Below are 24,928 nucleotides of genomic sequence, written 5' to 3'. Positions count from 1 at the left end.
GATCCCGGGGACGGCTCGTACCATCGCGGGATGGCCGGGACGCGCGCGCGATGAGTCGCCGCCGGCGCGCGTTCCTCGGGGGGCTGCTCGCGCTCGCCCTCCTCGCCGTGGTCGGCCTCGTCGTGGCGCGGACGCTCGGCGGGAGCGGGCGCGAACCGGCCGAGGGTCCGGTGCTCCTCGTCCCCGGGTACGGCGGCAGCGAGACGTCGCTCTCGCCACTCGTGACGGCCCTGCGCTCGGTCGGGCGCGACGTGCGGGTCGTCGACGTCGGGGACGGCACCGGCGACCTGCGCACCCAGGCCACCGCGCTCGGCCGGGCGGCGGACGCCGCGCTCGCCGGCGGCGCCGCGTCGGTGGACGTCGTCGGCTACTCGGCCGGCGGGGTGGTCGCGCGGGTCTGGGCCGCCAGCACCGGGGGGGACGCCGCCCGCCGGGTGGTCACGCTCGGGTCGCCGCACCACGGCACGTCGGTGGCGAGCCTCGGCGCGGTGCTCGGGGGCGGCGCGTGCCCGACCGCCTGCCGCCAGCTGGCCGAGGGCAGCGACCTGCTCGCCGGCCTGCCCGAGACGCCCGGTGCCGCCCACTGGCTCAGCGTGTGGACCGCCGACGACGAGACCGTGACGCCACCGGACTCGGCCGTCCTCGCCGGTGCGGTCGACGTCCAGGTGCAGGCGGTCTGCGCCGACGCCCGGGTCACGCACGGCGGCCTGCCCGGCGACCCGCTCGTCGTCGGGCTGGTGCTGCGGGCCCTCGGTGGCCCGCCGGTGGACGCCCCACCGCCCGCCGGCGAGTGCGGTGCGGTGCGGGCCGCCGGTTCGCTGGCGCTGGTCGGCCGGAGGTGACGGTCAGCTCGTGATGTCGCGCGTCGCGAAGTTGGCCCAGGCCGCCCCGAGGAACACGACGACGTAGCCGGCCTGGACGAGCGCCCCGGCCTGCAGGTCGTGCCAAGGGATCGGGTCGCGGAAGAGGTCGACCCAGGCCAGCCAGTACCGCGTCGGCAGGTAGTCGCGCACCGCCACCGTGGCGTCGAGGGTGACGAGCACGGTGCTGCTCACGAGCGCGGCCAGCCCGCCGAGCGCCGCGGCGAGAGCGGAGTCGGTGAGGGTCGAGAGGAAGAGCGAGATGGCCGCGAGCCCGACCATCGACCATCCGATGGAGAGCACCATGACGCCGGTCCGCCAGGCGAGGTCGGTCGGCGTGAGCGTCGTCCCGGCGAGCGTGGTCGTCGTCAGCTGACCGGAGGTGCCGAGCAGCGTGACGCCGGTGACGTAGCCGACGACGGCGACCGCGACGACGGCGAGCAGGGTGTAGACGAGGATCGACACGAGCTTCGCCGCGAGCAGCCGGGTCCGGCCGACCGGTCGCACGAGGAGGTAGCGCAGCATCCCCGTCGACGCCTCGCCCGCGACCGCCTCGCCGGCCTGGACGGCGACGGCGATCGGCAGGAAGAACGGCAGGACGATGCCGAGCGCCGCCGCGGGGTAGAGGGCGCCGTTGCCGAGCACGGCCGCGAGCAGCGTCGGTCCCTGGCCGGGACGTGGCGCGATCTTCGTGACGGACAGGAAGATCGCGACGACGACGGGCAGCAGGCACAACAGCCCGATGCTCACCCACGTGCGCGGGCGGAGCAGGAGCTTGCGCAGCTCGACGCGGATCACGACGTCAGCTCCAGGACCGACTCCTCGAGGGTGCGGCGCTCCGGCACGGCCTCCCGGACCGCGATCCCGGCCCGGACGAGCCGCTCGGTGGCCTCGGCGACGCCGACCCCGTCGAGGACGAGCCGCCCGCCGTCGGCGCCGTCCGGTCCGTCAGGTCCGGGCGACGGCTCGGGCACACCGAGCGCTCGAGCGGCCGCCGCGATGTCGTCGACCCGGACGACGGTGCGCCCGGTCGGACCGCGGAGGGCGTCGAGGGCGTCCTGGGCCACGAGTCGGCCGCGGTCGAGGACGCCGACCCGGGTGCAGAACAGCTCGACCTCGGCCAGCAGGTGGCTGGAGAGGAAGACCGTCGTGCCGTTCTCGTTGAGCCGGACGAGCAGGTCGCGGACCTCGGCGATGCCGCGGGGGTCGAGGCCGTTCGTCGGCTCGTCGAGCACGAGCAGCCGCGGACCCCGCAGGAGGGCCGCCGCGAGCCCGAGCCGCTGGCGCATCCCGAGGGAGTACGCGCGGACCGGCTTGCGTCCCACGTCGGCGAGCCCGACCTCCTCGAGCGCGGCCTCGATCCGCCGCGTCCGGCTGCGCCGCGACCCCACACCCTCCGCCAGCGGACCACCGCTGACCGGCGGCCCGGCGGCGTCGAGCAGCCGCAGGTTCGCGCGCGCGGACAGGTGCGGGTACGCGGCCGGGCCCTCGACGAGCGCTCCGACGCCCGGCAGCGCGGCGCCGGCCTCGCGGGGGATACGGTGCCCGAGCACCTCCACCTCGCCGCTCGTCGCGTAGACGAGGCCGAGGAGCATCCGCACGGTCGTCGTCTTGCCCGAGCCGTTGGGGCCGAGGAAGCCGTAGCGGTCGCCGGGGCGGACGAGCAGGTCGAGGCCGTCGACCGCCGCGACCCGGCCGAAGCGCTTGGTCAGGCCACGGGTTGCGATGGCCGCGGGGGTGTCGACCGTCTCCTCGCTCACGGCGCCTCCCGGGGCGGCGGCGGCGACGCGAGTAGGTCGGCCGCGACGGCGTCGAGGACCCGCGGCTCGACGAGGCCCGCGACCACGTAGGCGTGCCGCCGGTCGTCACCCCGGACGAGGAGCGCGTTGAGAAGGCTCGAGCCGACCCGCACCCGGGAGCCGCCCTCGACCTCCTCGAGGACCGAGCCGGCGGACGTCGCGTTGCGCATCACGTCGCGGGCGGTGCGACCCGGGAGCGGCAGCACGGCGACCCGGACCAGGCCCGTGCCGTACGTGCTCGTGCCACCGACGAGCGGCCCGGAGGCGTCGAGCCCGCCGAGCCGCGGCGGCATCGCCCACGGCGACTCCTGTGCGACCCGGGCGACGAGGTCGGGGGCGGTCTCGAGCGAGCGGCGGGCCGTCGGGGGTGCGGGCGGGACGAGGACGCGCCCGTCGGGCCGGCCGACCCGCACCCCGCTCAGCGCGCTGACGAGGGCGTCGCCGCCGGTCGTCCCGACGACGACGACGCGCAGCGGGAGGCCGGTGGCGCGGTCGACCCACACGTCCGCCCGGGCGATGGTGCTCCCGCCCGTGCCCGGGACCACCCGGACTCCGTCCGCGGTGCGCCCGTCGAGCCGCTGCGGTGGCAGGGCCGAGAGCCGGTCCTGCGGACCGACCGAGGACAGCAGTCGGCGGGCTGCGGCGGGGGCGACGAGGTCGTCGGCCCGGGGCAGCCGTGCCCGGGCGTCGCCGACGACCGTCACGAGCCGGCGGCTGCCGTAGTCCCACGTCGTCGTCGACGACGGGAGGCCGTAGGTGTCGCTCTCGCCGGTCGCGTCGACGGTGTCGACCCGCCAGTGGCGCGGTCCGTCCCACCAGATGCGGGTGCGTGTCGTGCCGCCGAGGAGCGTCGCGAGGTCGCCGAACCCGCTGATGTCCGGCAGCGCCAGCCCGCCGCGGCTCTCACCGTCGGCGCGGTAGGCGACCCCCGCCGACGCGAGGGCCCGGGCCACGATGCGGTCGGGGGAAGCGGTGGTCCGTCCGACGGCGACCGTGGAGCGCAGCACCGGGACCAGCCCGAGCAGCGTGACGAGCACCGCCGTGCCCGCGACGACGACGAGCCACCGCCGGCGCGTGTCGGAGCTGACGACGGTGCCCATACCGCAGTCTCACCCGGGGACGCCCGCGGGACAACGTGTCCGATCGTCCGTCCACCGGTGCCGTACACCCCGCGGTGCAGGGCGGCCTACTCCCCGTGGCGGATGCCGGGCCGCCCGCCGCGCGGCTACCGTCGGGGGATGGACGGGCCGCCGCGCGCGAGGCGCCACGGACCGCCGACCTGGGTGCCGGCGGTGCCGCTGGCCCTCGTCGCCCTCGCCGTCCAGCTGGGCGGCTCGTGGGGGCGGGCGCACTCCGAGGGCCGCACGCTCGGGTCCGGCTCGGTGGCCCTGCTCGTCGTGGGTCCGCTCGCCGTCGCCGCGCTCTCGCGCTGGCCGCTCGTGCCGCTCGCCGTCTCCATCGTCGCCGCGCTGGCGTACGTCGCCACCGGTGCCCCCGTGGGTCCGGTGTTCGCGGCCCCCGTCGCGGCCCTCCTCGTCGAGGGGTTCCGGCGGCGCAGCGAGCGGTTCGCGGCAGTCCGCGAGGAGCGGGCCCGGCGCAGCGAACGCGCCCGCACCGACGAGCGCATGGCGATGGCCCGCGACCTCCACGACGCGCTGGGGCACAGCCTCACCCTCATCAACGTCCAGGCCGGGGCCGCCCTGCACACCTTCGACCGCGACCCCGAGAACGCCCGGCAGGCCCTGACCACCGTCAAGGCCGAGTCGCACCGCGCGCTCGAGGAGGTGCGGCGGGTCCTCGACGCCGTCCGGGACCCCGCGGTGGCCGCGGCGGTGCGCCCAGGGCCGGGGCTCGCCGACGTGCCCGGCCTCGTGGCGGCGGACCCGTCGTTCGCCTGGGAGCTCGCCGTCGCGAACGGCTCGGCCGACGGCCTGCCGGTCGCCGTCGACGCCGCGGCCTACCGGGTGGTCCAGGAGGCGATGACCAACGTGCGTCGGCACAGTGGCGCCCGTCACGCGCGGATCGAGGTGTCGCGCACGGAGTCCCGCCTGTCCGTCCGGGTGACCGACCCGGGCGCGGAGGGGGCGGCGATCGACACCGCGGAGACCTCGGGTACCGGCCTCGTCGGGATGCGCGAGCGCGTCGAGCGGCTCGGGGGCACGCTCGAGGTGGGTCCGCGCCCCGGCGGCGGGTACCGCGTCTCGGCCACGTTCCCGCTCGGAGAGGAGCACCGATGACGACCATCGTCCTCGTCGACGACCAACCGCTGCTGCGGGCCGGCTTCCGGATGATCCTCGACGGCGAGCCCGACCTCGAGGTCGTCGGCGAGGCGGGCAACGGCGCAGCCGCGGTGCGGGTGGTCCGCGAGACGCATCCCGACGTCGTGCTCATGGACATCCGGATGCCCGAGCGCGACGGCCTCTCGGCGACGGAGGAGATCTGTGCCGACCCCGCGCTGGCCGGGACGCGCGTCCTCGTCCTCACGACCTTCGAGCTCGACGAGTACGTCTTCGAGGCGCTGCGGGTGGGAGCGAGCGGCTTCGTCCTCAAGGACCTCGAGCCGGCCGACCTGCTGACCGCGGTCCGCCAGGTCGCGGCCGGCGACGCCGCGCTGTCGCCGAGCGTGACGCGGCGGCTCGTCGAGCACGTCTCCGCGGGGGACGCCCGCCGCCCTCCGGTCGAGCAGGTGCGGGCCCTCGAGGCCTTGACCGAGCGGGAGCGCGAGGTCGTCGCGCTCGTCGGGGAGGGCCTGACGAACGACGAGATCGCCGCGCGGCTCTTCCTCTCGCCCGCGACGGCGAAGACGCACGTCAGCCGGGCGATGACCAAGGCCGGGGCGCGCGACCGCGCCCAGCTCGTCGTCCTCGCCTACGAGAGCGGCCTCGTCCGGCCCGGCTGGATGGCCTGAGGCGGGGCGCCGGCCCGCGGCCTACTCCCGCGGGCGCAGCCGAGGAGCCATCCCCGGGCCGACGCGCGAGCAGACCCCCGCGGCCGACCGTGGTGGTGTGGCCGAGAGCCGGTCACGTCACGCATCGGAAGGACGCGACATGACCGCGCTGACGACGATCGCCACCCACTACGGTCCCTACGCCGGGGGTGGCTTCCACTGGTGGTTCCTCTTCTTCCCGTTCGGGTTCGTCCTCTTCTGGGTCCTCTTCTTCATGGCCCTGCGGCTGCTCGTGTTCCGCCGCTGGGGCGGTCCCTGGGGCGGCCGGCCGGGCGGTCCGGGGATGCACCGCGGGCCGAGCGCCGAGCAGACCCTCGCCGCCCGGTTCGCCGCGGGCGACATCGAGGAGCAGGAGTACCGGGCCCGGCTCGAGGTGCTGCGGGCCACGCCCCCGACCGGCGGCTGAGCCGGACCCGCGGCTTTCCCCCCGGTGCCGGAAACCCCGGGGTCGCACCGGAACCGTTCCCGTGCGACCTCGGGGTTCCCGGTGCCGTGGTCCGGCCGGCGCCCCTCAGGTGCGCTGCTGCACCTGCACCGGGTGGTCCGGATGGCGGCGCAGCCACTCCGCGGCGAACGGGCAGTCGGGACGGACCGTCCGTCCCTGGGCGGCGATGTCGTCGACGGCGGCCCGCACGAGGGCGCCCCCGACACCGCGACCCTCGAACTCCTCGCCGACCTCGGTGTGCACGAGCACCACCGCCGAGCCGTCCAGGCTGTCCCGGTAGGCCAGCTGGCCCGCGGCGTGCCCGTCGACCCGGGCCATCCACGCCTTCTCGTCCTTGATCACCTCGACGTCGGCCACGTCGCACCACCTCCGCGGCCCATGCTGGCACGGGAGGCCGCCCGCCCCGGGTCGTCCGTCCGCGTCGTGTGCCCAAACGGTCGCCCCGGCGACCACCTCCGCGCACGAGGCGCGGGCGGCGGCCCGGCCCCCATCCGGATAGGTCGTTGCCGCGCCGCCGGGCGCGGTGTGTACTTCAGGCGTGCCGAAGGACACCACCCGCCGAGGGTCGGACGACGACCGCGCCGGCGTGCGCTCGGTCGTCGCCGAGTCCTGGCTGCGCTCATCGGCCGCCGGGGTCGACCCGGACGCGCACCTCGCCCCGGTCGTCCTCGACGGCCCGGACCTCGCCGACTACCGGTCCGCGCACGTCCTCTCGCACGTCTTCCCGCTGCTCTACGACGTCCTCGGCCGGGCCGCCGTCGACTGTGACGCGCTGATGGCGGTCGGCGACGCCACCGGTCACCTGCTCTGGGTCGCCGGCGCCCCGGGGGTGCTGCGCCGGGCCGAGGCCATCAACTTCGTCGAGGGCTCCGCGTGGAACGAGCACTCCGCCGGGACCAACGCGCCCGGCATGGCCCTGCACCTGGACGGCCCGGCCGTCGTGCGCGCCGGCGAGCACTTCAACCGGCTCGTCCACCCGTGGTCCTGCGCGGCCGCGCCCATCCACGACCCGGTGACGAGCGCGGTCCTCGGCGTCGTCGACATCACCGGCGGCCCCGACGTCGCCACGCCGCAGAGCCTCGCGATGATCCGCGCGGCGGCCCGGATGGCCGAGTCCGAGCTCGGCCGGCTCGCCCTCACCGGGATGCTCGTCGCGCCGGACGCCGGGGACGGCTCGGGTGTCGGCGGACTGGCGCCGGCGGTCGTGCGGGTCCGTGCGCTCGGACTGCCCGAGGCCGTCGTCGAGGTCGGTGGCCGGACGCACCGGCTGAGCCGCCGGCACAGCGAGATCGTCGCGGCCATCGCCGAGAACCCACGCGGGCTCACCGCCGAGGAGCTCGAGGTCGAGGTGTACCCGGGGCGGGTCACGTCCTCGACGCTGCGGGCCGAGATGACCCGGCTGCGCACGCTCCTCGGGCCCGAGGTGCTGCGCTCGCGGCCGTACCGCTTCGGTGCTGAGACGGAGACCGACTGGTCAGGCGTCCTCGCGCACCTGGCGGCCGGCCGGGTGCGCGACGCCCAGCGTGCCTACAAGGGCCCGTTGCTGCCCGGGTCCGAGGCGCCCGCGGTCGTCGAGCTGCGCGAGGTGCTCGAGGCTCGGCTGCGCGCGGCCGTGCTCGGATCCGGCGAGGCCGACCTCATGGTCGGCTGGACCCGGTCGCGCTGGGGCGCCGGGGACCTGCAGATGTGGGAGCGCCAGCTCGAGACGCTGCCCCCCACCTCACCGTTGCGGCCGCTGGCCGAGTCCGAGGTCGCCCGGCTGCTCGCCGAGGACGCCTGACCCCCACCGCGCCCCTCCCTCCACGAACGTGTGTGAAGAACCTCGGCATGCCGACGTTCTTCACACACGTTCGGGGAACGAGGAGGAGGCGGGGAAGGAGGGGTACGGCCGGGGCGGTGCAGCGTGGTTGCAACGTCGCGCCGCCTACGGTCGCCGGCAACCCGCTGACGGGTCCCGACGATCGAAGGAGATCGAGTCAATGACGACCTACACCCCGCCCGGCCGCGAAGGCAGCGGCATCGAGGTCAAGAGCCGCTACGAGAACTACATCGGCGGACAGTGGGTCCCGCCGGTCAAGGGCGCCTACTTCGAGAACATCACGCCGGTCACCGGCCAGGCGTTCACCGAGATCGCCCGCGGCACCGCCGAGGACGTCGAGCTCGCCCTCGACGCCGCGCACGGCGCCGCCGAGGCCTGGGGCCGCACCAGCGCCACCGAGCGCTCCAACATCCTGCTGAAGATCGCCGACCGGATGGAGGCCCACCTCGAGGACCTCGCCGTCATCGAGACGTGGGACAACGGCAAGCCGGTGCGCGAGACCCTCGCCGCCGATCTTCCGCTCGCCATCGACCACTTCCGCTACTTCGCGGGTGCCGTTCGGGCACAGGAAGGTTCGATCGGCGAGATCGACGAGTACACCGTGGCGTACCACATCCACGAGCCGCTGGGCGTCGTCGCGCAGATCATCCCGTGGAACTTCCCGATCCTCATGGCGGTCTGGAAGCTGGCCCCCGCCCTCGCCGCCGGCAACTGCGTCGTCCTCAAGCCGGCCGAGCAGACCCCGTGGTCCATCCTCAAGCTGATGGAGCTCGTCGGCGACCTGCTGCCGGACGGCGTGCTCAACGTCGTCAACGGCTTCGGCGTCGAGGCCGGGAAGCCGCTCGCGAGCAGCCCCCGCATCGCCAAGGTCGCCTTCACCGGCGAGACGACGACCGGCCGGCTGATCATGCAGTACGCCAGCCAGAACCTCATCCCGGTGACCCTCGAGCTCGGCGGCAAGAGCCCGAACATCTTCTTCGAGGACGTCGCTCGGGCGCGGGACTCGTTCTACGACAAGGCACTCGAGGGCTTCGCGCTCTTCGCGCTCAACCAGGGCGAGGTCTGCACCTGCCCGAGCCGGGCGCTCATCCAGTCCTCGATCTACGACGAGTTCCTCCAGGACGCCGTCGACCGCGTCGCGAAGATCGTCCAGGGCAACCCGCTCGACACCGAGACGATGATCGGCGCGCAGGCCAGCAACGACCAGCTCGAGAAGATCCTCTCCTACATCGACATCGGCAAGCAGGAGGGCGCGAAGGTCCTCATCGGCGGCGCCCGGGCCGACCTCGGCGGCGAGTTCTCCGGTGGCTACTACGTGCAGCCGACGGTCTTCGAGGGCGAGAACTCGATGCGGGTCTTCCAGGAGGAGATCTTCGGACCGGTCGTGTCGGTCACCCGCTTCGACGACGAGGCCGACGCGCTGAAGATCGCCAACGACACCCTCTACGGCCTCGGCGCCGGGGTGTGGAGCCGCGACGGCTCGCAGGCCTACCGTGCCGGCCGTGAGATCAAGGCCGGCCGGGTCTGGACGAACAACTACCACGCGTACCCGGCGCACGCCGCGTTCGGCGGGTACAAGCAGTCCGGCATCGGCCGCGAGACCCACAAGATGATGCTCGAGCACTACCAGCAGACGAAGAACCTCCTCGTCAGCTACAGCCCCGACGCCCTCGGGTTCTTCTGAGCCGATGGGGATCCCGGCCACCGTGAGCCGGGTCGCGGTCACCGGTGGGGCGGCGCAGCTGCTGCGTCGCCTCACCGGCACCCACGGCCCGCTGATGTTCCACCAGTCCGGCGGGTGCTGCGACGGGTCCGCGCCGATGTGCTACCCGGACGGCGAGTTCCTCGTCGGGGACCAGGACGTGTTCCTCGGTGCGCTCGACGTCGACCTCGAGCGCCCCGTCCCCGTCTGGATCTCGCGCCCCCAGTTCGAGTACTGGCGCTACACGCACCTGACCATCGACGTCGTGCCGGGGCGCGGCGCGGGCTTCTCGCTCGAGGCGCCGGAGGGCGTCCGGTTCGTCATCCGTTCCCGGATGCTCACCGAGGACGAGCTGACGGTCCTGGACGGCTGAACCGCTGCTGCGGCCCTGCATCGCTGTTCGCGACGCGAGTTCGACGCAAGATGGACGACGCAGGCGCAGATGCGGGTTAGGCTGTGCTCGTGCACCTCTTCCGGATCCGCGAGGCTGCGGACCTGCTCGGCACCAGCGACGACACCGTGCGCCGCTGGGCGGACGCCGGGCGCATCGAGACGACGACCGACGACGCCGGCCGGCGGGCCGTGCGGGGCGACGTGCTGGCCCGGTTCGCCGAGGAGCTGGCCCGCGAGGCAGCCCACCTCGAGACCGGCGACGTCGCCGCCGCCTCGCTGCGCAACCGCTTCCCGGGCCTCGTCACCCGCGTCGTCAAGGACGGCGTCATGGCCCAGGTCGACATCCAGGCCGGACCGCACCGCTTCGTGTCGCTCATGACCCGGGAGGCCGCCGACGAGCTCGGTCTCGAGCCGGGCGTGCTCGCCGTGGCCGCCGTCAAGGCCACCAACGTCTCCGTCGAGATCCCCCGGACCCGCTGACCGCGACCGGCCCACCACCACCCGACCGCCCAGGAGCCGCCGTGCGTCGCGTCGTCACCTCCCTGCTCGTTGCCGTGGCCGGGGTCGGCCTCGCCGGCTGCGGCTCGGACGACCGCGGCGCGGGCACCAGCCCGAGCGCCGGCGCGACCGCGAGCTCGTCCCTCACCGGTGACATCACCGTCCTCGCCGCGGCCTCGCTCACCGAGTCGTTCACGACCCTCGCGCAGCAGTTCGAGGCCGCGCACCCCGGGGTCCGGGTGACCCTGAGCTTCGGCGGGAGCTCCGCCCTGGCCACCCAGATCACCTCCGGCGCACCGGCCGACGTCTTCGCCTCGGCGAGCGTGAAGAACATGGACACCGTCGTCGCGGCCGGGGACGCGAAGGACCCGAAGACCTTCGCCGAGAACGTCATGGAGATCGCCGTGCCACCGTCGAACCCCGGCGGGGTCACCGGCCTCGACTCGTTGGCGAGCGCCGGCGTCAAGACCGCCCTCTGCCAGCCGCAGGTGCCGTGCGGGTCGACCGCCGCGAAGGTGTTCACGAACGCCGGCCTCACCATCACGCCGGTCACCCTGGAGCCGGACGTCCGGTCGGTGCTCGGCAAGGTGACGCTCGGCGAGGTGGATGCCGGGGTCGTCTACGTCACCGACGTCCGCGCGGCCGGCGGCAAGGTCACGGGCATCGAGATCCCCACGGACGTCAACGCCTCGACGAGCTACCCGATCGCCGCGCTGAGCAAGAGCGCCAACGCCCCGCTGGCCGCCGCCTTCGTCGACCACGTCCTGTCCGCGGACGGCGCGAAGGTCCTCACGGCGGCCGGGTTCCGGCAGCCGTGACGGCACCGGCACCCGGTCGTGAGGACCGACCCGAGGCCCGGCGAGACCGGGGCCGGGGGTCGGCCACGACCCTCACCGCACGGGACCGGGCGCGGCGCGCCGCCGGCGGGGACACCACCCGTTCGGCACCGGCGCCGCTGCTCGTCCCGGCCCTGCTGGCCGTCGCGTTCCTCCTCGTCCCGCTCCTCGGCCTGCTCCTGCGCGCCCCGTGGAGCGACGCGTGGCCGATCCTGCACGGCTCGCGGGCCGGCGAGGCGCTGCGCCTCTCGTTGTGGACCTCGACCCTCGCCACGGCCATCGCGCTCGTCGTCGGCGTGCCCCTCGCGTGGGTCCTGGCCCGCAGCAGCGTCCCCGGCCTGCGGCTGCTCCGGGCGCTGGTCACCCTGCCGCTCGTCCTGCCGCCGGTCGTCGGCGGCGTCGCGCTGCTCATGGCCTTCGGGCGCACCGGCATCCTCGGCCGGTACCTCGACGCCTGGTTCGGCATCACCCTCCCGTTCACCTCGGCCGCGGTGGTGATGGCCGAGACGTTCGTCGCGATGCCCTTCCTCGTCGTCACCGTCGAGGGGGCCCTGCGCGCGGCCGACCGGGGTTACGAGGACGCCGCCGCCACGCTGGGCGCCCGCCGGATGACCGTCTTCCGCCGGGTCACCCTGCCGATGGTCGCGCCGTCGCTCGCCGCCGGGGCGGTCCTCTGCTGGGCCCGGGCGCTCGGGGAGTTCGGGGCGACGATCACCTTCGCCGGCAGCTTCCCCGGGCGCACCCAGACGATGCCCATCGCCGTCTATTACGCGCTCGAGACCGACCCCGATGCCGCGATCCTCCTCGGCCTGGTCCTCCTCCTCGTCTCGGTCGCCGTGCTCGTCACGCTGCGCGAGCGCTGGGTCCGCGGCGGGGTGACCTCGTGACACCGGCCACCGGCACGGGCGGGCTGGCGGTCGAGGTCACCGTGCACCGGGGCACCTTCACCCTCGAGGCGTCCGTCACCGCCGCACCCGGCGAGGTGGTCGCGGTGCTCGGGCCCAACGGTGCGGGCAAGTCGACCCTGCTCGGTGCCGTGGCGGGCCTGGTCCCGGTCTCGGGTGGCCGGATCTCACTGGGGGAGAACGTCCTCGACGATGCCGCGAGCGGCCGCTTCGTCGAGGCGGCCGAGCGGCGGGTCGGTGTCGTCTTCCAGGACTACCGCCTCTTCCCGCACCTCGGCGTCCTCGACAACGTCGCCTTCGGGCCGCGGGTCCGCGGGAGGGGCCGGGCGGCGGCGCGCGAGGCGGCCCGGGCCTGGCTGGACCGGCTGGGGCTCACCGAGCTGGCCGGCCGGCGCCCCGACCGGCTGTCCGGCGGACAGGCCCAGCGGGTCGCCCTGGCCCGGGCGCTCGCCGGCGATCCGGACGTCCTGCTCCTCGACGAGCCGCTCTCGGCACTCGACGCCCGTACCCGCCTCGACGTGCAGAGCGAGCTCAAGGACCACCTCGACGACTTCCCCGGCCCCTGCCTCGTCGTCACCCACGACCCCCTCGAGGCTCTCGTCCTCGCGGACCGGCTCGTCGTCCTCGAGCACGGCCGCGTCGTCCAGGAGGGGCCGCCGGCCGAGGTCGCCCGGCGGCCGGCCACCGAGTACGTCGCCCGGCTCGTCGGGCTCAACCTCTACGCCGGGCGGGTCGACGGCGGCACGGTGGCGCTCGCCGACGGCGGGTCGTTCGTCGTCCCCGACCACGACGAGCGGGGCGAGGTGCTCGTCGCCCTCCGGCCCTCGGCGGTGACCGTGAGCACCCGGCCGCCGCAGGCCTCGAGCGCGCGAAACACCTGGCCGGCCACGGTCGCCGGGCTGACGCTGCTCACCGACCGGGTCCGGCTCGACCTCGAGGGCGCGCCGTCGGTCCTCGTCGACGTGACCCCCGCGGCGGTCGCCGAGCTCGACCTGGGCCCCGGCCGGCGGGTCTGGCTGTCCGCCAAGGCGGTCGACCTCGAGGTGTACGCGCGGGAGCATCCGGAGCCGGGCGGCGCCGACCGGCAGTGACCGGCCGTCCTCGCCGGGACCTGCGGGCAGGGGGGTGCCACGACCGGCCCCGGGGTGCTTGGCTGGGGGGATGAACCGTGCCGAGCTCCGCCAGCTCCAGGCCCCGCTGCGCGAGCGCTACACCGCCGACCCGACCACGGCCGTCTTCCCGCTGCGCGCGAGCGCGGACTTCCGCGACGACGGCATCACGTGCACCGTCGACGGCTTCGCCGGACCGGTGCGAGCCGGACTGCACCCGGCGACCGGTGGCGACGGCTCCGACGCGTGCAGCGGCGACATGCTGCTCGAGGCGCTGCTGGCCTGTGCCGGGGTCACCCTGCGCAGCGTCGCGACCGCGATGGACCTCCGGCTCGGTGAGGTCCACGCGGTCGCCGAGAGCACCGTCGACGCCCGGGGCACCCTCGGGGTGGACCGCGAGGCGCCGGTGGGCATCGGCCCCACGACCGTGACCTTCACGGTCGCCACCGACGCCGACGACGAGCGGCTCGCGCGCCTCGCCTCCTCGACCGAGCGCTACTGCGTCGTCGGCGCGAGCCTCCGGGAGCCACCCCGGGTCGTGGTCCGCCGGGCATAGCCTGTCCCCAGCACGGCGACCCACGCCGGGGCGAGGAGGAGACGGCGATGAGCGCACCCCCCGGGTGGCACCCGCAGCCCGACGGCCGCGAGCGGTGGTGGGACGGCCAGCAGTGGACCGACCACTTCCGCGACCCGGTGGCGCAGGCGCCGACCGCCCCGATGCCGGCGACGCCGGAGGCCGGGGCGCCGCCCTACGGCGGCACCGCGTACGGCAGCACCGCGTACGGGGAGCCGGGCGCCGGCGTCCCCGCATCCGGCTACGGCGCACCCGGTGCTCCGGCGGGCGGCCCGTGGCCGCCGCCGAAGCAGGGGATGAGCAGCACGGCCAAGGGCTGCCTCGTCGCGGCCGTGGTCGTCGTCGTCCTCGCGATCGTCGCGGTCGTCGTCGGCGGCATCTTCTTCGCGCGCACCGTGACCAGGACCGTCGACGAGGTCCGCAGCGCGCTGCCCACCTCGAGCGCCTTCCCCTCCGGCCTGCCCACCGGCGGGACCCCGGTGACCATCATCAGCCTCGGGGACGGCTTCGAGCTGCCGAACGCGCGGGTCGACGGCGGCTGGACCCTCGAGGACAACGGTGGCATCGGCCGCACGGTGTCCGGGATGACCGCCACCTTCACCGGCGCCACCGACGTCCCGACCGTCTTCACCATGGAGTTCGAGGGCGGCGCGCAGACGGTGTGCACCGCGACCCCGTCGGACGGCGCGGGCACCGTGGAGGTCACGTGCATCCCGGTGTTCGACGACGTCGCCGACGGCGCCCGGGTGACGGTCACCCCGACCTTCTGAGCGCCGCGGGACGGACGCCGGGTCAGGAGCTCCCGGCGGCCACGAGGTCGTGCACGAGCTGGTCCGAGCGCAGCGCCGGGCCGTCGACCTCGGGCGAGAACCCCATCCGGACGACGACGAGCTTCGCCGACGGCACGACGTAGACGCGCTGCCCGTCGTGGCCGCTCATCCAGTACGCGTCGGCGGGCAGCGACGGGTCGACGAGGGACCCGTCGGCCTGGGTGTTGACCCACCAGCCGGCGGCATAGCCCTTCTCCTCGCTGCGGTCGACCGGCGTCGCGGTCGTCGACTGCGTGATCCAGCCCTCGGGGAGCAGGCGCGTGCCGTTCCACACGCCGTCCTGGAGCGCGAGCTCGCCGAGGACGGCCCAGTCGCGCGGGGTCGCCCAGAGGTAGGAGCTGCACACCGGCGTGCCGGAGGCGTCGGTCTCCCACACCGCCGAGGAGAGCCCGAGCGGGGCGAACAGCTCGGTGCGGGGGAAGTCGCGCTCGGTCGTGTCGGCGAGCGAGTCGAGCCAGGCGCAGACGATGTTGGTCGACCCGCTCGAGTACTGCTGGTAGGTGCCCGGTTGGTGGGCCAGCGGCTGGCTGGCCGCGTACCGCGCCATGTCCGGCTCGTCGTAGAGCATCCGCGTGATCGGGGTGCCGAGGTCGTAGGTCTCGTCCCAGCGCAGGCCGCTCGTCATCCGCATCAGCTGGTCGAGCGTGATGCTCCCCCGCTCGTCGGTCCACTCCGGGCGCAGGTGGTCCTCCTGGACGTCGAGGCCGCGCTGGAGGACGTAGCGGCCGACGAGGAGGTTGGTCGCGCTCTTGGCCATCGACCAGCCGAGCTGCGGGGTGTCGGCGTCGAAGCCGGAGGCGTACCGCTCGGCGACGAGCCTGCCTCCGCGCAGGACGACGACCGCCCGGGTGCCGAGGCGCTGCTTCGCGCTGGGCGGGAGGTCGTCCCCGAAGGCCTTCGCGAGGGCCGCGGTGAGCGTGGGGTCGGGGTCGGGAGCCTCGGCCCCGGTGAACGGGTTGCCCTCGGCCTCCACCTTGGTGGCGCGCCGCTGGTCGGCCGGCCGTTCCGGCGCCACCGTGCACCCGTATCCCGGTGTGTACCAAGCCTTCTGCTTGGCGAGCAGCCAGGCGACGGCTGAGGTGGACGAGCCGCCGGCCTGGTTGACGTACCCGGTGAGGTAGGGGACGAGCGGGTTGGGCGGGATGTCGGCGTCCGGGTCGTCGCGGCCGGCCACGAGGGTGACCGCGCACGCGTTGTGGGCCGCGTACCCGGTGCCGGTGCGCAGCAGCGGCTCGTAGCGCCGGTAGCCGAGGACGGCACCGACGACGACGAGCACGAGCAGGACGGCGAGGACCCGGCGCAGCACACGCATGGCGGCGACGCTACCGTCCGCCGCGGTCGCGACGCAGGAGCCCGGGCCCGGCACCCGGTGCGGGCGGCCGGGCCCGGGCTCCGGTGCTCAGGCGGCGGCGGTCGGCTCGAGGCGCTCGCGGAGCCGGTCGAGGACCTGCCCGAGCAGGCGCGAGACCTGCATCTGGCTCACCCCGATGTGCTCGCCGATCTCTCGCTGGGTGCGCTCCTCGACGAAGCGCAGACGGAGGATGACCTGGTCGCGGGCGCTCAGGTGACGCACCTCGTCGTGGAGGGTCGAGCGCAGGAGCAGCTCTTCGGCCCAGTCCTCCGCGCCCCCGGGCAGCAGGTCGCCCGTGCTGCCCCCTCCCGGGAGCGGTGCGTCGAGGGAGTCCGGGGTGAAGGCCGAGCCGGTGGCCCGCGCGGCGGCGACCTCGGCGGGCGAGCGGCCGAGGGCGGCGGCGACCTCGGCCAGCGTCGACTCGCGGCCCCGCCGGTGGCGCAGCTCCTCCTCGGTCGCCACGAGGTCGGCGCGCAGCTCCTGGAGGGCCCGCGGCGGCCGGACGGCCCATCCGGCGTCACGGAAGTGGCGCTTCAGCTCACCACGCACCGAGGGCACGGCGTAGGCGACGAAGCCCCGGCCGGCGCCCGGTCGATAGCGGTGGACGGCCGCGACGAGCGCGGTACGGGCGACCTGCAGGAGGTCGTCGGTCTCGATGCCGCGCCCGGCGTAGCGCAGCGCGAGCGAGTCGGCGAGGCCGAGGGTCTGCTCGACGACCCGGGCGACCAGGTCGTCGCGTTCGGCCGGTGCGCTGGTGCGGGCGAGCGCCGCGAGCAGCCCCTCGAGGCGCTCGTCGGCGTCCGTCGTGGTCGAGGCGGGGACCGCGTCGGCGGTCTCGGGGACGGCGCGCGCTGCGCGGCGCGTGTGGGGGGTGGAGCTGGGGCGCGGGGTCATACGGCTACCTCCGGTCCGGACGAGGACCGGTGGCGCGCTGCTCGACCACCGAGGGCCCCGGACGGGGCCACGTCGTCCGACCGTACCCCGCGAGTCCGACACCGTGGCCCGCAGCGACGCACGGGTTTCGGGTCCGGTGCCCGCGGGTACCGGTTCGCGGCGTCGTGGCTCAGTCGTCCGAGACGTGGATGACGAGCTTGCCGCGCACGTGGCCCTCACGGGAGCGGGCGAACGCCTCGCCCACCTCCTCGAGGCCGTAACGGCCGGCCACCTCGACGGTCAGGCCGCCGCGTGCGGCGAGGTCGGCGAGCCACTGCAGCTCCTCGCCGTCCGGGCGGACCCACACCCACGAGCCACCGTGCTCGGCGACCGACGGGTCGGCGATCGACGCGTGCCGCCCACCCTCGCGCAGCACCCCGAGCGTGGCGTCGAGGACGCCCCCGACGAAGTCGGCGACGGCGTCGACGCCGTCCGGGGCCAGGGCGCGCACCCGCTCGACCAGCCCGTCGCCGTACGCCACGGGCTCCACCCCGAGCGACCGCAGGTGCTCGTGGTTGGGCTCCGAGGCGGTGCCGATGACCCGGGCGCCGAGCTCGCGGGCGACCTGCACCCCGAGCAGCCCGACCCCACCGGCGGCGGCGTGGACGAGGACGGTGTCGCCGGGACCGACCTCGAGGCGCTTGAGCACGCGGTACGCGGTCTGCCCGGCCAGCGGCAGCGCGCCGGCCGAGTCCCAGTCGAGGGCGGCCGGCTTGTGGGCCAGGGCGCGCACCGGGACGGTGACGAGCTCCGCGTAGGTGCCTCCGTGCACCCAGTCCTTGCGGGCGTAGGCGAGCACCTCGTCGCCGGGCGCGAACTCCGGGGTGTCCGGCCCGACGGCCCGCACGACGCCGGCGACGTCCCAGCCCGGGACGACGGGGAAGGCGGCCTCCATCATCCCGTCGAGGCCACCGCCGACGATCTTCCAGTCCACGGGGTTGACCGAGGCACGGCGCACCTCGACGAGGGCCTCGCCGGGGCCGACCTTGGGGTCGGGGTGGTCCTCGCGCACCCGCAGCACGTCGTCGAGGTCTCCGTAGTGGTCATAGGTCACAGCACGCATGCCCGGTGCAGCGCACCCACCCGGGCCGGGCATTCCCCACGCACCCTGACCTGCACGATCGCGGGTTCGGGGTTTGTCGGCGCGCCACAGCGGGTAACGTCCGGGGCGCCCCGCGCAGAGGTGGGGCGCGCCGACGGACGAGGAGGTCCGGGGGATGACGACGGTGCACGCCTCCGAGGCGGTCGGGCCGGGGTCGGAGGACGACCCGACCCTCGCCGCCGACCTCGCCGAGCTGCGTCTCGCGCTCGTCGCGCACCCCTTCCCGACCCGCCAGGACGACCTCATCGCGGCCTGCCTCGTCCTCGGCGTCCCGGCGCGGGTGTGCTGCCGGCTCTCGCGGCTCGAGCGCACCCAGGAGCTCGCGTCGCTCGACGAGGTCTGCGCGGCCGTCGCTGCCGCCGGTCCCCCGCGCACCCGCTGAGCCCGAGCGCGACGGAGGTCCACCCCGGACCCAGTAGCGTTGTCCTCGACGGGACCCCGGGGGCGCCGGGGCCACGACGGAGAGGACCTCACCGATGGCCGGTGGGCTGGTGGCCCTGCTCGACGACATCGCCGCGATCGCCAAGCTCGCGGCCGCCTCCGTCGACGACGTGGGCGCCGCCGCGGGGCGGGCCAGCGCCAAGGCCGCCGGGGTGGTCGTCGACGACACCGCGGTGACCCCGCGCTACGTCACGGGCGTCACCCCCGAGCGCGAGCTGCCGATCATCCGGAAGATCGCGATCGGCTCGATCCGCAACAAGCTGCTCGTCATCCTGCCGGTCGCCCTGCTGCTCAGCCAGTTCCTGCCGTGGCTGCTCACCCCCATCCTCATGGTCGGCGGCACCTACCTCGCGTACGAGGGGGCGGAGAAGATCTGGGAGAAGCTGGCCCACCACGAGGCGCACGACGAGCCGGTCGCCGAGCTCGGTCCCGAGCAGGAGCAGCAGATGGTCTCGGGGGCCATCCGCACCGACCTCATCCTCTCCGCCGAGATCATGGTCATCGCGCTCGACGACGTGGCCTCCGAGCCGTTCTGGACCCGGGCGATCGTCCTCGTCGTCGTCGCCGTGCTCATCACCGTGCTCGTGTACGGCGTCGTCGGCCTCATCGTCAAGATGGACGACATCGGTCTGCACCTCGCCGAGCGGGAGTCGGCCGGGGCGCGGCGGGTCGGCGAGGGCCTCGTGCGCGCGATGCCGAAGGTGCTGTCCTTCCTCTCCACGCTCGGCATCGTCGCGATGCTCTGGGTCGGCGGCCACATCCTCCTCGTCGGCACCGACGAGCTCGGCTGGCACGGGCCGTACTCGCTCGTGCACCACGCCGAGGTGGCGGTCCACGACGCGACCGGGGTGCTCGGCGGGGTGCTGGGGTGGCTGACCAACACGCTCGGGTCGGCCGTCGCCGGCGCGCTCGTCGGCGCCGTCGTCGTCGCCGTCGTCCTCCTCGTCCAGCGGGCTCGTGGTGGCGCCGGGGACGCGGAGCCTGCGCCGCACGCCTGACCACCGCCGCCGGTCGCGGGTCAGGTGCGGGTCGCCGTGAGCAGCAGGTACTCCCAGCGCATCACGCCGTGCGCGTCCGCCGCCTCCGCCGCCACCGCGCCGATGGCCGCCTCGACCGCCGCGCGCTGCTCCGGGTCGTCCGCGACCGAGCGGTGCACGGCGACGGTGGGTCCGTAGCGCTCGACGAAGAAGCGCCGGAACTCCTCGGGCGTGGCGAAGGCGTCCACGACGAGGTCGTGCCGCTCGGCCCGGACGTCGGTCACGCCTTCGCCCAGCAGGTCGAGCACGTGCTCCTCCCGTCCCCAGAGCGGCGGCGGCTGGGCACCGGGCGGGGGCGGCGGGGCCCAGGGTCGGATGGCGGCGAGCAGCCGGCCGACGAACCCCTCCGGCGTCCACGCGAGCAGGCCGAGGCGCCCACCCGGCCGGCAGACGCGCACCAGCTCCGCGGCCGCCGCCTCGTGGACCGGCGCGAACATCACGCCGACGCAGGACAGGACGACGTCGAAGGTCGCGGACGGGTAGGGCAGGTCCTCGGCGTCGGCGACGTCCCACAGCAGCGGGAGCCCCTCGGCCTCTGCCCGGGCGCGGCCGACGGCGAGCAGCTCGGGCGTGAGGTCGGAGGCGGTGACGTCCCCGCCGGCCCGGGCGGCCGGGAGCGAGGCGTTGCCGCAGCCGGCGGCGACGTCGAGGACGCGCTCGCCGGGGGCGATCCGGACGGCGTCGACCAGGGTCTCCCCGAGGTGCGGGATGACGGTGTCGGCGACGCTCGGGTAGTCGCCGAGGGCCCAGAGGGCGCGGTGGCGGGCCTTGACCTCCGGGGGTGCCGGGGTCGGGTGGTGGACGGTCATCGTGGTCTCCTTCGGTGGTCCGACGTGGTGTCGCACCAGCGTCCGGGTCCACGAGGGCCGCCCTCCAGTGCGCGATGTGGAGCGCCGCGGGTCCACGATCTGTACTGGTGCCCCGGTCCGCGCGGCGGTTCACTGGAACCGGTTGGGTTCGCGGCCACCACCGGCCGCCTCCACGCCACGGGAGGGGCGCGATGGCGTCGACGTACGGCCAGTTCTGCCCGGTCGCCAAGGCGATGGAGGTGCTCGACGAGCGCTGGACGCTGCTCATCGTCCGCGAGCTGCTTTGCGGCAGTGCGCACTTCAACGACCTGCGCCGTGGGGTCCCCAGGATGTCGCCGACCCTGCTTTCGAAGCGCCTGCGGCGCCTCGAGCGGGCCGGGGTGCTCGAGCGCCGGACCGAGGGCGGCCGCACCTCCTACCACCTGACCCGCAGCGGCGAGGAGCTGCGGCCGGTCGTCGAGGCCCTGGGGGCGTGGGGCGTCCGGTGGGTCGGCGACCTCGGGGAGGAGGACCTCGACCCGCACCTGCTCATGTGGGACCTCAAGCGCACGCTGCCGCTGGAGCGCTGGCCTCGTGAACGAACCGTCCTCGCCTTCACCTACACCGACGTCGAGCCCCGGGCCCGACGCTGGTGGGTCGTCGTCGACGGCGCGAGCGTCGACGTGTGCGACGCCGACCCCGGCTACGCGGTCGATGCCACCCTGACGACGACGCTGCGCACGATGACCGAGATCTGGCGCGGCGACCGGCCCTGGGAGACGGCGCTGCGGGCGCGGCTCGTCGCCATCGAGGCGCCGCGCGACGTGGCCCGCGCGGTGCCGGACTGGGTCGGCATCTCGACCCTCGGCCGGGTCGCCCGACCCGCCTGAGCGCGACGGGCCGGGAGGTCAGGAGGAGGGGGCCGCGGCGCGCAGCCGCTCGAGGAGCTCGGGCGCGACCTCCTCGAGGAACGGCACCTGGTGCTCGCCGCCGATCTGGACGAGGGCGATGTCGGTGAAGCCCGCCTCCCAGAACGGCGCGACCGACTCGACGATGTGGTCGAGGTCCGGACCGCAGGGGATCGACTCCGCGACGTCCTCCTCGCGGACGAACTGGGTCGCACCGCTGAAGCCCATCGGCGTCGGCAGGTCGGCGTTGACCTTCCAGCCCCCGGCGAACCAGCGGAACTGCTCGTGCGCACGGGTCACGGCGGCCGACTCGGAGGGGTCCCAGCAGATCGGGATCTGCCCGATGGCCCGGGCGCCCGAGCCGATGGTCGACCCGGCGAGCTCGTTCCACTGCTCGACGAGCTCGGCCTCCGGCTGCACCGCGATGAGGTGGTCGGCGAGCGGGCCGAACTGCTCGATGCCCGCGCGCCCACTGACCGCGACCCCGATCGGCACCCCTTGCTCGGGCAGGTCCCAGAGGCGGGCGGAGTCGACGTCGAAGTGCTCACCCCGGTAGGTGGTCAGCTCGCCGGTCAGCAGCTCGCGGATGATCTCCATCGCCTCGGCGAGCATGTCCTGGCGCTGGGCGACCGGGGGCCAGCCCTGCCCGATGACGTGCTCGTTGAGGTTCTCGCCCGCGCCGAGTCCGAGGGTGAACCGGCCGTCGGCGAGGATCTGCAGCGTCGCCGCCTTCTGCGCCACGACGGCCGGGTGGTAGCGCATCGTCGGGCAGGTGATGTACGTCGCGAGCTCGACGCGCTCGGTCGCGTGGGCCACGGCCCCGAGGACGGTCCAGGCGTACGGGGCGTGGCCCTGCTCGGTGAGCCACGGCGAGTAGTGGTCGCTCGAGACGAGGAGGTCGAAGCCGGCGGCCTCGGCGCGCACGGCGGCGTCGACGAGCTCCTTGGGGCCGCTCTGCTCGGTCATCAGGGTGAAGCCGAAACGGGTCACGGTGGATGCGCTCCTTCGGGGCGAGGTGGGGCGGTCCCCTCCCTCCTACCCCGACGGACCTCGCGGGGCACCTCCGCGGACCGATCGCCTCCCCGGGCGTCGAAGCCTCAGCGCGCGTCGTAGGCGGCGCGGGCCTGCTCGACCTCGTCGATGTGCGACCGGGCCCAGACGTCGAGCGCGGCAACGGCGGACACGAGCGTGCGCCCGAGCGCCGTCAGCGAGTACTCGACCCGGGGCGGCACCTCGGGATGGACGACGCGCGTCACGAGGCCGTCGCGCTCGAGCGCCCGGAGGGTCTGGGTCAGCACCTTGGGGCTGATGCCCTCGATGCTGCGCTGGAGCTCGGTGAAGCGGTGGGTCCGGCGCTCGAGCAGGAGGAGGACGAGGACGGTCCACCGGTCACCGACCCGGTCGAGGACGGTGCGGGTCGGGCAGTCGGCGGCGTACGGGGACGGTGCGCGCACCGGGGTCGACTGGCTCACCTGCACAGTATCCACCGGGTAACCACAGCACTTCAAGGTCACCACTTTCCACTGGGAAGTGTCCGCCGACCTGCCTCGTTGGGGCGGGAGAGACCGACCGGTCCGTCACACCACCACCTCCTCGGGAGCAGCCATGACCACCACCTCGTCCCCGTCCGTCGTCGTCCTCGGAGCCACCGGCCACCTCGGCCGGCTCGTCGTCGAGCAGCTGCTGGAGCGCGGCGTCGCGCCGGAGGCCGTCACGGCGACCGGGCGCGCCGTCGAGCGGCTCGACGACCTCGCGGCGCGTGGGGTCCGGGTCGTCGCCGTCGACCGGGGGGACGCCGACGCGGTGCGCGCGGTCCTCGAGGGCGCCGCCCGGGTGCTACTCGTCTCCGGCACCGAGCCCGACCGGGTTGCCCAGCACCGTACGGTCATCGACGCCGCCGCGGCGGCCGGGGTCGGCCTCCTCGTCTACACCTCGGGGCCGCGGGCCGACACCTCCTCGATGCTCCTCATGGCCGACCACCGCGCGACCGAGGAGCTCCTCGACGCGTCACCGGTCCCCTCGACGGTCCTGCGCAACGCCTGGTACGTCGAGAACTACACGGCCCAGGCCGAGACCTACCGGGCGCACGGGATGGTCGGTGCCGCCGGCGACGGCCGGGTCTCGGTCGCCCTACGTCGTGAGTACGCCGAGGCCGCGGCCGTCGTGCTGACCACCGACGGCCACGCCGGCCACGTCTACGAGCTGGGGGGCGAGGCCGTGACCCTGCCGGAGATCGCCGACGCGGTGTCCGCGGCCACCGGGGACCCGGTGACCTACAGCGACGTCCCCGTGGAGCAGCTGCGCGAGATCCTCTCGGGCGCAGGCGTCCCCGCCCCGATGGACGAGGTCTTCGCCGACGTGGACCGCGGCATCCGGGCGGGTGAGCTGCGGGTGCCGACGACCGACCTCGAGTCGCTCCTCGGGCGTCCGGCCACGGCGCTGCGGCCGGCCGTCGCGGAGGCGCTCGCCGCCTGAGGGGCCTACGGTCGGGGGGTGAGCTACCCCCCGACCCTCTACACCGGAGAGCACGGCGAGGTCTCGGCGTGGATGACGCCGGGCGACCGCGAGCCGGACCTCGTCTACCCGAACGGCAACCGCGTCCACCACCTCGCGCGCGGGGAGGCGACCGGCGGCTTGTTCGGCCTCTACCGGTGGTCCTTCGCGGGCCCGCCGAGCGGACCCGGCCCGCACTTCCACCGGACGATCAGCGAGTCGTTCTACGTCCTGTCCGGCGTCGTGCGCATCTTCGACGGCCGCGAGTGGGTGCGGGCCGCGTCCGGCGACTTCGTCCACGTGCCGCCGGGTGGGCTGCACGGCTTCCGGAACGAGGACGGCGCGGCCGAGATGCTCCTGCACTTCGCGCCGGGCGCCCCGCGCGAGCCCTACTTCGAGGGGCTCGCGGCGGGGACCGACGGCTGGAGCCGCGAGCGGTACGAGGCCTTCATGGCCGAGCACGACAACCACTGGGACGACGACTGACTCAGCGCCGACGCAGCCTCCGGGCGACGAGGACGGTCGCGAGGAGGAGGAGGGCACCGGCGCCGCCGGCGAGGAGGATGGTGCTCGCGTCCCGGCCCGCGGAGGCGCCGACCGCGACGTAGGCCACGGTCCCGGGCAGGACGCCGACCGCCGTCCCGGCGAGGTACTCGCGCCGCCCGACCGGGCTGACCCCGGCGCCGTAGTTGACCAGCGTGAAGGGCACGAACGGCGTGAGCCGGGCGATGACGACCGCGATCAGCCCCTGGTCGTGGAGGACCCTCCGCACCCGGTCGACCCGCGGGCCGGTGATGCCCTCGACGGCCTCCGCGCCGAGCCGCCGCGCGACGAGGAAGGTCACCCAGGCGCTGAGCACCGACGCGGCCCACGAGAGGGCGACGCCCGCGCCCAGCCCGAAGAGGGCGCCCGCGATGCCGGCGAGAAGGTTCTTCGGCACGGGCACGAGGGTGAGCACGACGTGCAGCACGACGTAGACGAGCGGCCCCCACGGGCCACTGGCGGCGACCGCCGACCGGACCGCGTCGAGGTCCCCGCCGAGGACGAGCACCGCGAGGCCGGCGCCGAGGAGCACCGCGACTCCGAGGCCGAGCAGGCGCAGCCGGGCCGCGGTCGGGGAGGACACCCGGACACCCTAGGTCCGAGGGGAGCCGGGGC

At 75.0% G+C, this 24,928-nt stretch carries 29 protein-coding genes; 18 read left to right on the top strand and 11 right to left on the bottom strand.

Annotation, left to right across the window (positions count from 1 at the left end):
- Nucleotides 1-50 precede the first annotated feature (50 nt).
- The gene (locus PKA89_RS04635; RefSeq protein ID WP_324417042.1) at nucleotides 51-842 is read left to right on the top strand and encodes a hypothetical protein; all 792 of its coding nucleotides are present in this window, start codon (nucleotides 51-53) and stop codon (nucleotides 840-842) included.
- 3 nt (nucleotides 843-845) lie between these two features.
- Here the strand turns inward: PKA89_RS04635 and PKA89_RS04630 are convergent, their stop codons facing one another.
- From PKA89_RS04630 to PKA89_RS04620, 3 genes are read right to left on the bottom strand one after another with little or no spacing between them, the layout of a single operon-like run.
- The gene (locus tag PKA89_RS04630; RefSeq protein ID WP_324417040.1) at nucleotides 846-1,658 is read right to left on the bottom strand and encodes an ABC transporter permease; all 813 of its coding nucleotides are present in this window, start codon (nucleotides 1,656-1,658) and stop codon (nucleotides 846-848) included.
- Nucleotides 1,655-2,620, bottom strand: coding sequence for an ABC transporter ATP-binding protein (locus PKA89_RS04625; protein ID WP_324417038.1), 966 nt, complete (start codon nucleotides 2,618-2,620; stop codon nucleotides 1,655-1,657). The genes PKA89_RS04630 and PKA89_RS04625 overlap by 4 nt, the downstream gene beginning before the upstream one ends.
- Nucleotides 2,617-3,759 carry a hypothetical protein gene (locus tag PKA89_RS04620; protein ID WP_324417036.1) on the bottom strand — a complete coding sequence of 381 codons (1,143 nt, stop codon included), beginning with the start codon at nucleotides 3,757-3,759 and terminating at the stop codon, nucleotides 2,617-2,619. Before PKA89_RS04620 ends, PKA89_RS04625 begins: the two co-directional genes overlap by 4 nt.
- 138 nt (nucleotides 3,760-3,897) lie before the next feature.
- Here PKA89_RS04620 and PKA89_RS04615 point away from each other — a divergent pair, with 138 nt between their 5' ends.
- The 3 genes from PKA89_RS04615 (at nucleotide 3,898) to PKA89_RS04605 (ending at nucleotide 6,012) form a co-directional block, all read left to right on the top strand.
- On the top strand, nucleotides 3,898-4,896 hold the full coding sequence (locus tag PKA89_RS04615; RefSeq protein ID WP_324417034.1) for a sensor histidine kinase: 999 nt from the start codon (nucleotides 3,898-3,900) through the stop codon (nucleotides 4,894-4,896).
- Nucleotides 4,893-5,567, top strand: coding sequence for a response regulator transcription factor (locus tag PKA89_RS04610; protein WP_324417032.1), 675 nt, complete (start codon nucleotides 4,893-4,895; stop codon nucleotides 5,565-5,567). Before PKA89_RS04615 ends, PKA89_RS04610 begins: the two co-directional genes overlap by 4 nt.
- A gap of 139 nt (nucleotides 5,568-5,706) precedes the next feature.
- Nucleotides 5,707-6,012 (top strand): hypothetical protein, encoded by a 306-nt coding sequence (locus PKA89_RS04605; protein ID WP_324417030.1) that lies wholly within the window; start codon nucleotides 5,707-5,709, stop codon nucleotides 6,010-6,012.
- A gap of 105 nt (nucleotides 6,013-6,117) precedes the next feature.
- Here the strand turns inward: PKA89_RS04605 and PKA89_RS04600 are convergent, their stop codons facing one another.
- Nucleotides 6,118-6,408, bottom strand: coding sequence for a GNAT family N-acetyltransferase (locus PKA89_RS04600; protein ID WP_324417028.1), 291 nt, complete (start codon nucleotides 6,406-6,408; stop codon nucleotides 6,118-6,120).
- Between the two features lie 181 nt (nucleotides 6,409-6,589).
- Here PKA89_RS04600 and PKA89_RS04595 point away from each other — a divergent pair, with 181 nt between their 5' ends.
- The 9 genes from PKA89_RS04595 (at nucleotide 6,590) to PKA89_RS04555 (ending at nucleotide 14,657) form a co-directional block, all read left to right on the top strand.
- Nucleotides 6,590-7,831, top strand: a complete 1,242-nt coding sequence (locus PKA89_RS04595; RefSeq protein WP_324417026.1) for a GAF domain-containing protein — start codon at nucleotides 6,590-6,592, stop codon at nucleotides 7,829-7,831.
- 199 nt (nucleotides 7,832-8,030) lie between these two features.
- Nucleotides 8,031-9,554, top strand: a complete 1,524-nt coding sequence (gene adh, locus PKA89_RS04590; RefSeq protein WP_324417024.1) for an aldehyde dehydrogenase — start codon at nucleotides 8,031-8,033, stop codon at nucleotides 9,552-9,554.
- Nucleotides 9,555-9,558: 4 nt separating this feature from the next.
- Entirely contained in the window at nucleotides 9,559-9,945 is a 387-nt protein-coding gene (locus PKA89_RS04585; protein WP_324417022.1) for a DUF779 domain-containing protein, read from the top strand.
- Nucleotides 9,946-10,034: 89 nt separating this feature from the next.
- Entirely contained in the window at nucleotides 10,035-10,445 is a 411-nt protein-coding gene (locus tag PKA89_RS04580) for a TOBE domain-containing protein (RefSeq protein WP_324417020.1), read from the top strand.
- A 41-nt stretch (nucleotides 10,446-10,486) separates the two neighbouring features.
- Entirely contained in the window at nucleotides 10,487-11,281 is a 795-nt protein-coding gene (gene modA / locus PKA89_RS04575; RefSeq protein ID WP_324417018.1) for a molybdate ABC transporter substrate-binding protein, read from the top strand.
- A gap of 137 nt (nucleotides 11,282-11,418) precedes the next feature.
- A complete protein-coding gene (locus PKA89_RS04570; protein ID WP_324417220.1) occupies nucleotides 11,419-12,186 on the top strand; it encodes an ABC transporter permease in 768 nt (255 codons plus the stop codon).
- Nucleotides 12,183-13,295 (top strand): ABC transporter ATP-binding protein, encoded by a 1,113-nt coding sequence (locus tag PKA89_RS04565; RefSeq protein ID WP_324417016.1) that lies wholly within the window; start codon nucleotides 12,183-12,185, stop codon nucleotides 13,293-13,295. Before PKA89_RS04570 ends, PKA89_RS04565 begins: the two co-directional genes overlap by 4 nt.
- Before the next feature lie 70 nt (nucleotides 13,296-13,365).
- A complete protein-coding gene (locus tag PKA89_RS04560; RefSeq protein WP_324417014.1) occupies nucleotides 13,366-13,869 on the top strand; it encodes an OsmC family protein in 504 nt (167 codons plus the stop codon).
- A gap of 47 nt (nucleotides 13,870-13,916) precedes the next feature.
- Nucleotides 13,917-14,657 (top strand): DUF2510 domain-containing protein, encoded by a 741-nt coding sequence (locus PKA89_RS04555; RefSeq protein WP_324417012.1) that lies wholly within the window; start codon nucleotides 13,917-13,919, stop codon nucleotides 14,655-14,657.
- 22 nt (nucleotides 14,658-14,679) lie between these two features.
- Here PKA89_RS04555 and PKA89_RS04550 read toward each other — a convergent pair whose 3' ends face one another.
- The 3 genes from PKA89_RS04550 to PKA89_RS04540 form a co-directional block, all read right to left on the bottom strand.
- Nucleotides 14,680-16,029 carry a serine hydrolase gene (locus PKA89_RS04550; protein WP_324417010.1) on the bottom strand — a complete coding sequence of 450 codons (1,350 nt, stop codon included), beginning with the start codon at nucleotides 16,027-16,029 and terminating at the stop codon, nucleotides 14,680-14,682.
- A gap of 87 nt (nucleotides 16,030-16,116) precedes the next feature.
- Nucleotides 16,117-16,962 (bottom strand): sigma-70 family RNA polymerase sigma factor, encoded by an 846-nt coding sequence (locus tag PKA89_RS04545; protein ID WP_324417009.1) that lies wholly within the window; start codon nucleotides 16,960-16,962, stop codon nucleotides 16,117-16,119.
- Nucleotides 16,963-17,131: 169 nt separating this feature from the next.
- Nucleotides 17,132-18,064 (bottom strand): NADP-dependent oxidoreductase, encoded by a 933-nt coding sequence (locus tag PKA89_RS04540; RefSeq protein WP_324417007.1) that lies wholly within the window; start codon nucleotides 18,062-18,064, stop codon nucleotides 17,132-17,134.
- Between the two features lie 154 nt (nucleotides 18,065-18,218).
- Between PKA89_RS04540 and PKA89_RS04535 the strand changes: the two genes are divergently transcribed.
- Entirely contained in the window at nucleotides 18,219-18,485 is a 267-nt protein-coding gene (locus PKA89_RS04535) for a hypothetical protein (protein ID WP_324417005.1), read from the top strand.
- Between the two features lie 94 nt (nucleotides 18,486-18,579).
- A complete protein-coding gene (locus PKA89_RS04530; RefSeq protein ID WP_324417003.1) occupies nucleotides 18,580-19,542 on the top strand; it encodes a DUF808 domain-containing protein in 963 nt (320 codons plus the stop codon).
- A gap of 20 nt (nucleotides 19,543-19,562) precedes the next feature.
- On the opposite strand, the gene PKA89_RS04525 is transcribed toward PKA89_RS04530, so the two are convergent.
- On the bottom strand, nucleotides 19,563-20,390 hold the full coding sequence (locus PKA89_RS04525; RefSeq protein WP_324417001.1) for a class I SAM-dependent methyltransferase: 828 nt from the start codon (nucleotides 20,388-20,390) through the stop codon (nucleotides 19,563-19,565).
- A 191-nt stretch (nucleotides 20,391-20,581) separates the two neighbouring features.
- Between PKA89_RS04525 and PKA89_RS04520 the strand changes: the two genes are divergently transcribed.
- Nucleotides 20,582-21,259 (top strand): helix-turn-helix domain-containing protein, encoded by a 678-nt coding sequence (locus tag PKA89_RS04520; RefSeq protein ID WP_324416999.1) that lies wholly within the window; start codon nucleotides 20,582-20,584, stop codon nucleotides 21,257-21,259.
- 18 nt (nucleotides 21,260-21,277) lie between these two features.
- On the opposite strand, the gene PKA89_RS04515 is transcribed toward PKA89_RS04520, so the two are convergent.
- Both PKA89_RS04515 and PKA89_RS04510 read right to left on the bottom strand, forming a co-directional pair.
- Complete coding sequence (locus PKA89_RS04515; RefSeq protein WP_324416997.1) at nucleotides 21,278-22,267, bottom strand: LLM class F420-dependent oxidoreductase; 990 nt, start codon at nucleotides 22,265-22,267, stop codon at nucleotides 21,278-21,280.
- 107 nt (nucleotides 22,268-22,374) lie between these two features.
- Nucleotides 22,375-22,749 carry a helix-turn-helix domain-containing protein gene (locus PKA89_RS04510; protein ID WP_324416994.1) on the bottom strand — a complete coding sequence of 125 codons (375 nt, stop codon included), beginning with the start codon at nucleotides 22,747-22,749 and terminating at the stop codon, nucleotides 22,375-22,377.
- A gap of 133 nt (nucleotides 22,750-22,882) precedes the next feature.
- Between PKA89_RS04510 and PKA89_RS04505 the strand changes: the two genes are divergently transcribed.
- Together PKA89_RS04505 and PKA89_RS04500 are read left to right on the top strand one after the other, a co-directional pair.
- Nucleotides 22,883-23,752, top strand: coding sequence for an NmrA family NAD(P)-binding protein (locus PKA89_RS04505; RefSeq protein ID WP_324416992.1), 870 nt, complete (start codon nucleotides 22,883-22,885; stop codon nucleotides 23,750-23,752).
- A gap of 18 nt (nucleotides 23,753-23,770) precedes the next feature.
- The gene (locus PKA89_RS04500) at nucleotides 23,771-24,256 is read left to right on the top strand and encodes a cupin domain-containing protein (RefSeq protein WP_324416990.1); all 486 of its coding nucleotides are present in this window, start codon (nucleotides 23,771-23,773) and stop codon (nucleotides 24,254-24,256) included.
- Between the two features lies 1 nt (nucleotide 24,257).
- On the opposite strand, the gene PKA89_RS04495 is transcribed toward PKA89_RS04500, so the two are convergent.
- Complete coding sequence (locus PKA89_RS04495) at nucleotides 24,258-24,896, bottom strand: VTT domain-containing protein (protein ID WP_324416988.1); 639 nt, start codon at nucleotides 24,894-24,896, stop codon at nucleotides 24,258-24,260.
- Between the last annotated feature and the right edge of the window lie 32 nt (nucleotides 24,897-24,928).

The sequence above is a fragment of the Phycicoccus sp. genome (assembly GCF_035325325.1).
Classification (GTDB): Bacteria; Actinomycetota; Actinomycetes; order Actinomycetales; family Dermatophilaceae; genus Phycicoccus.
Note: the sequence above shows the minus strand (reverse complement) of the source record. Positions and strands in the feature narration are given on the sequence as shown.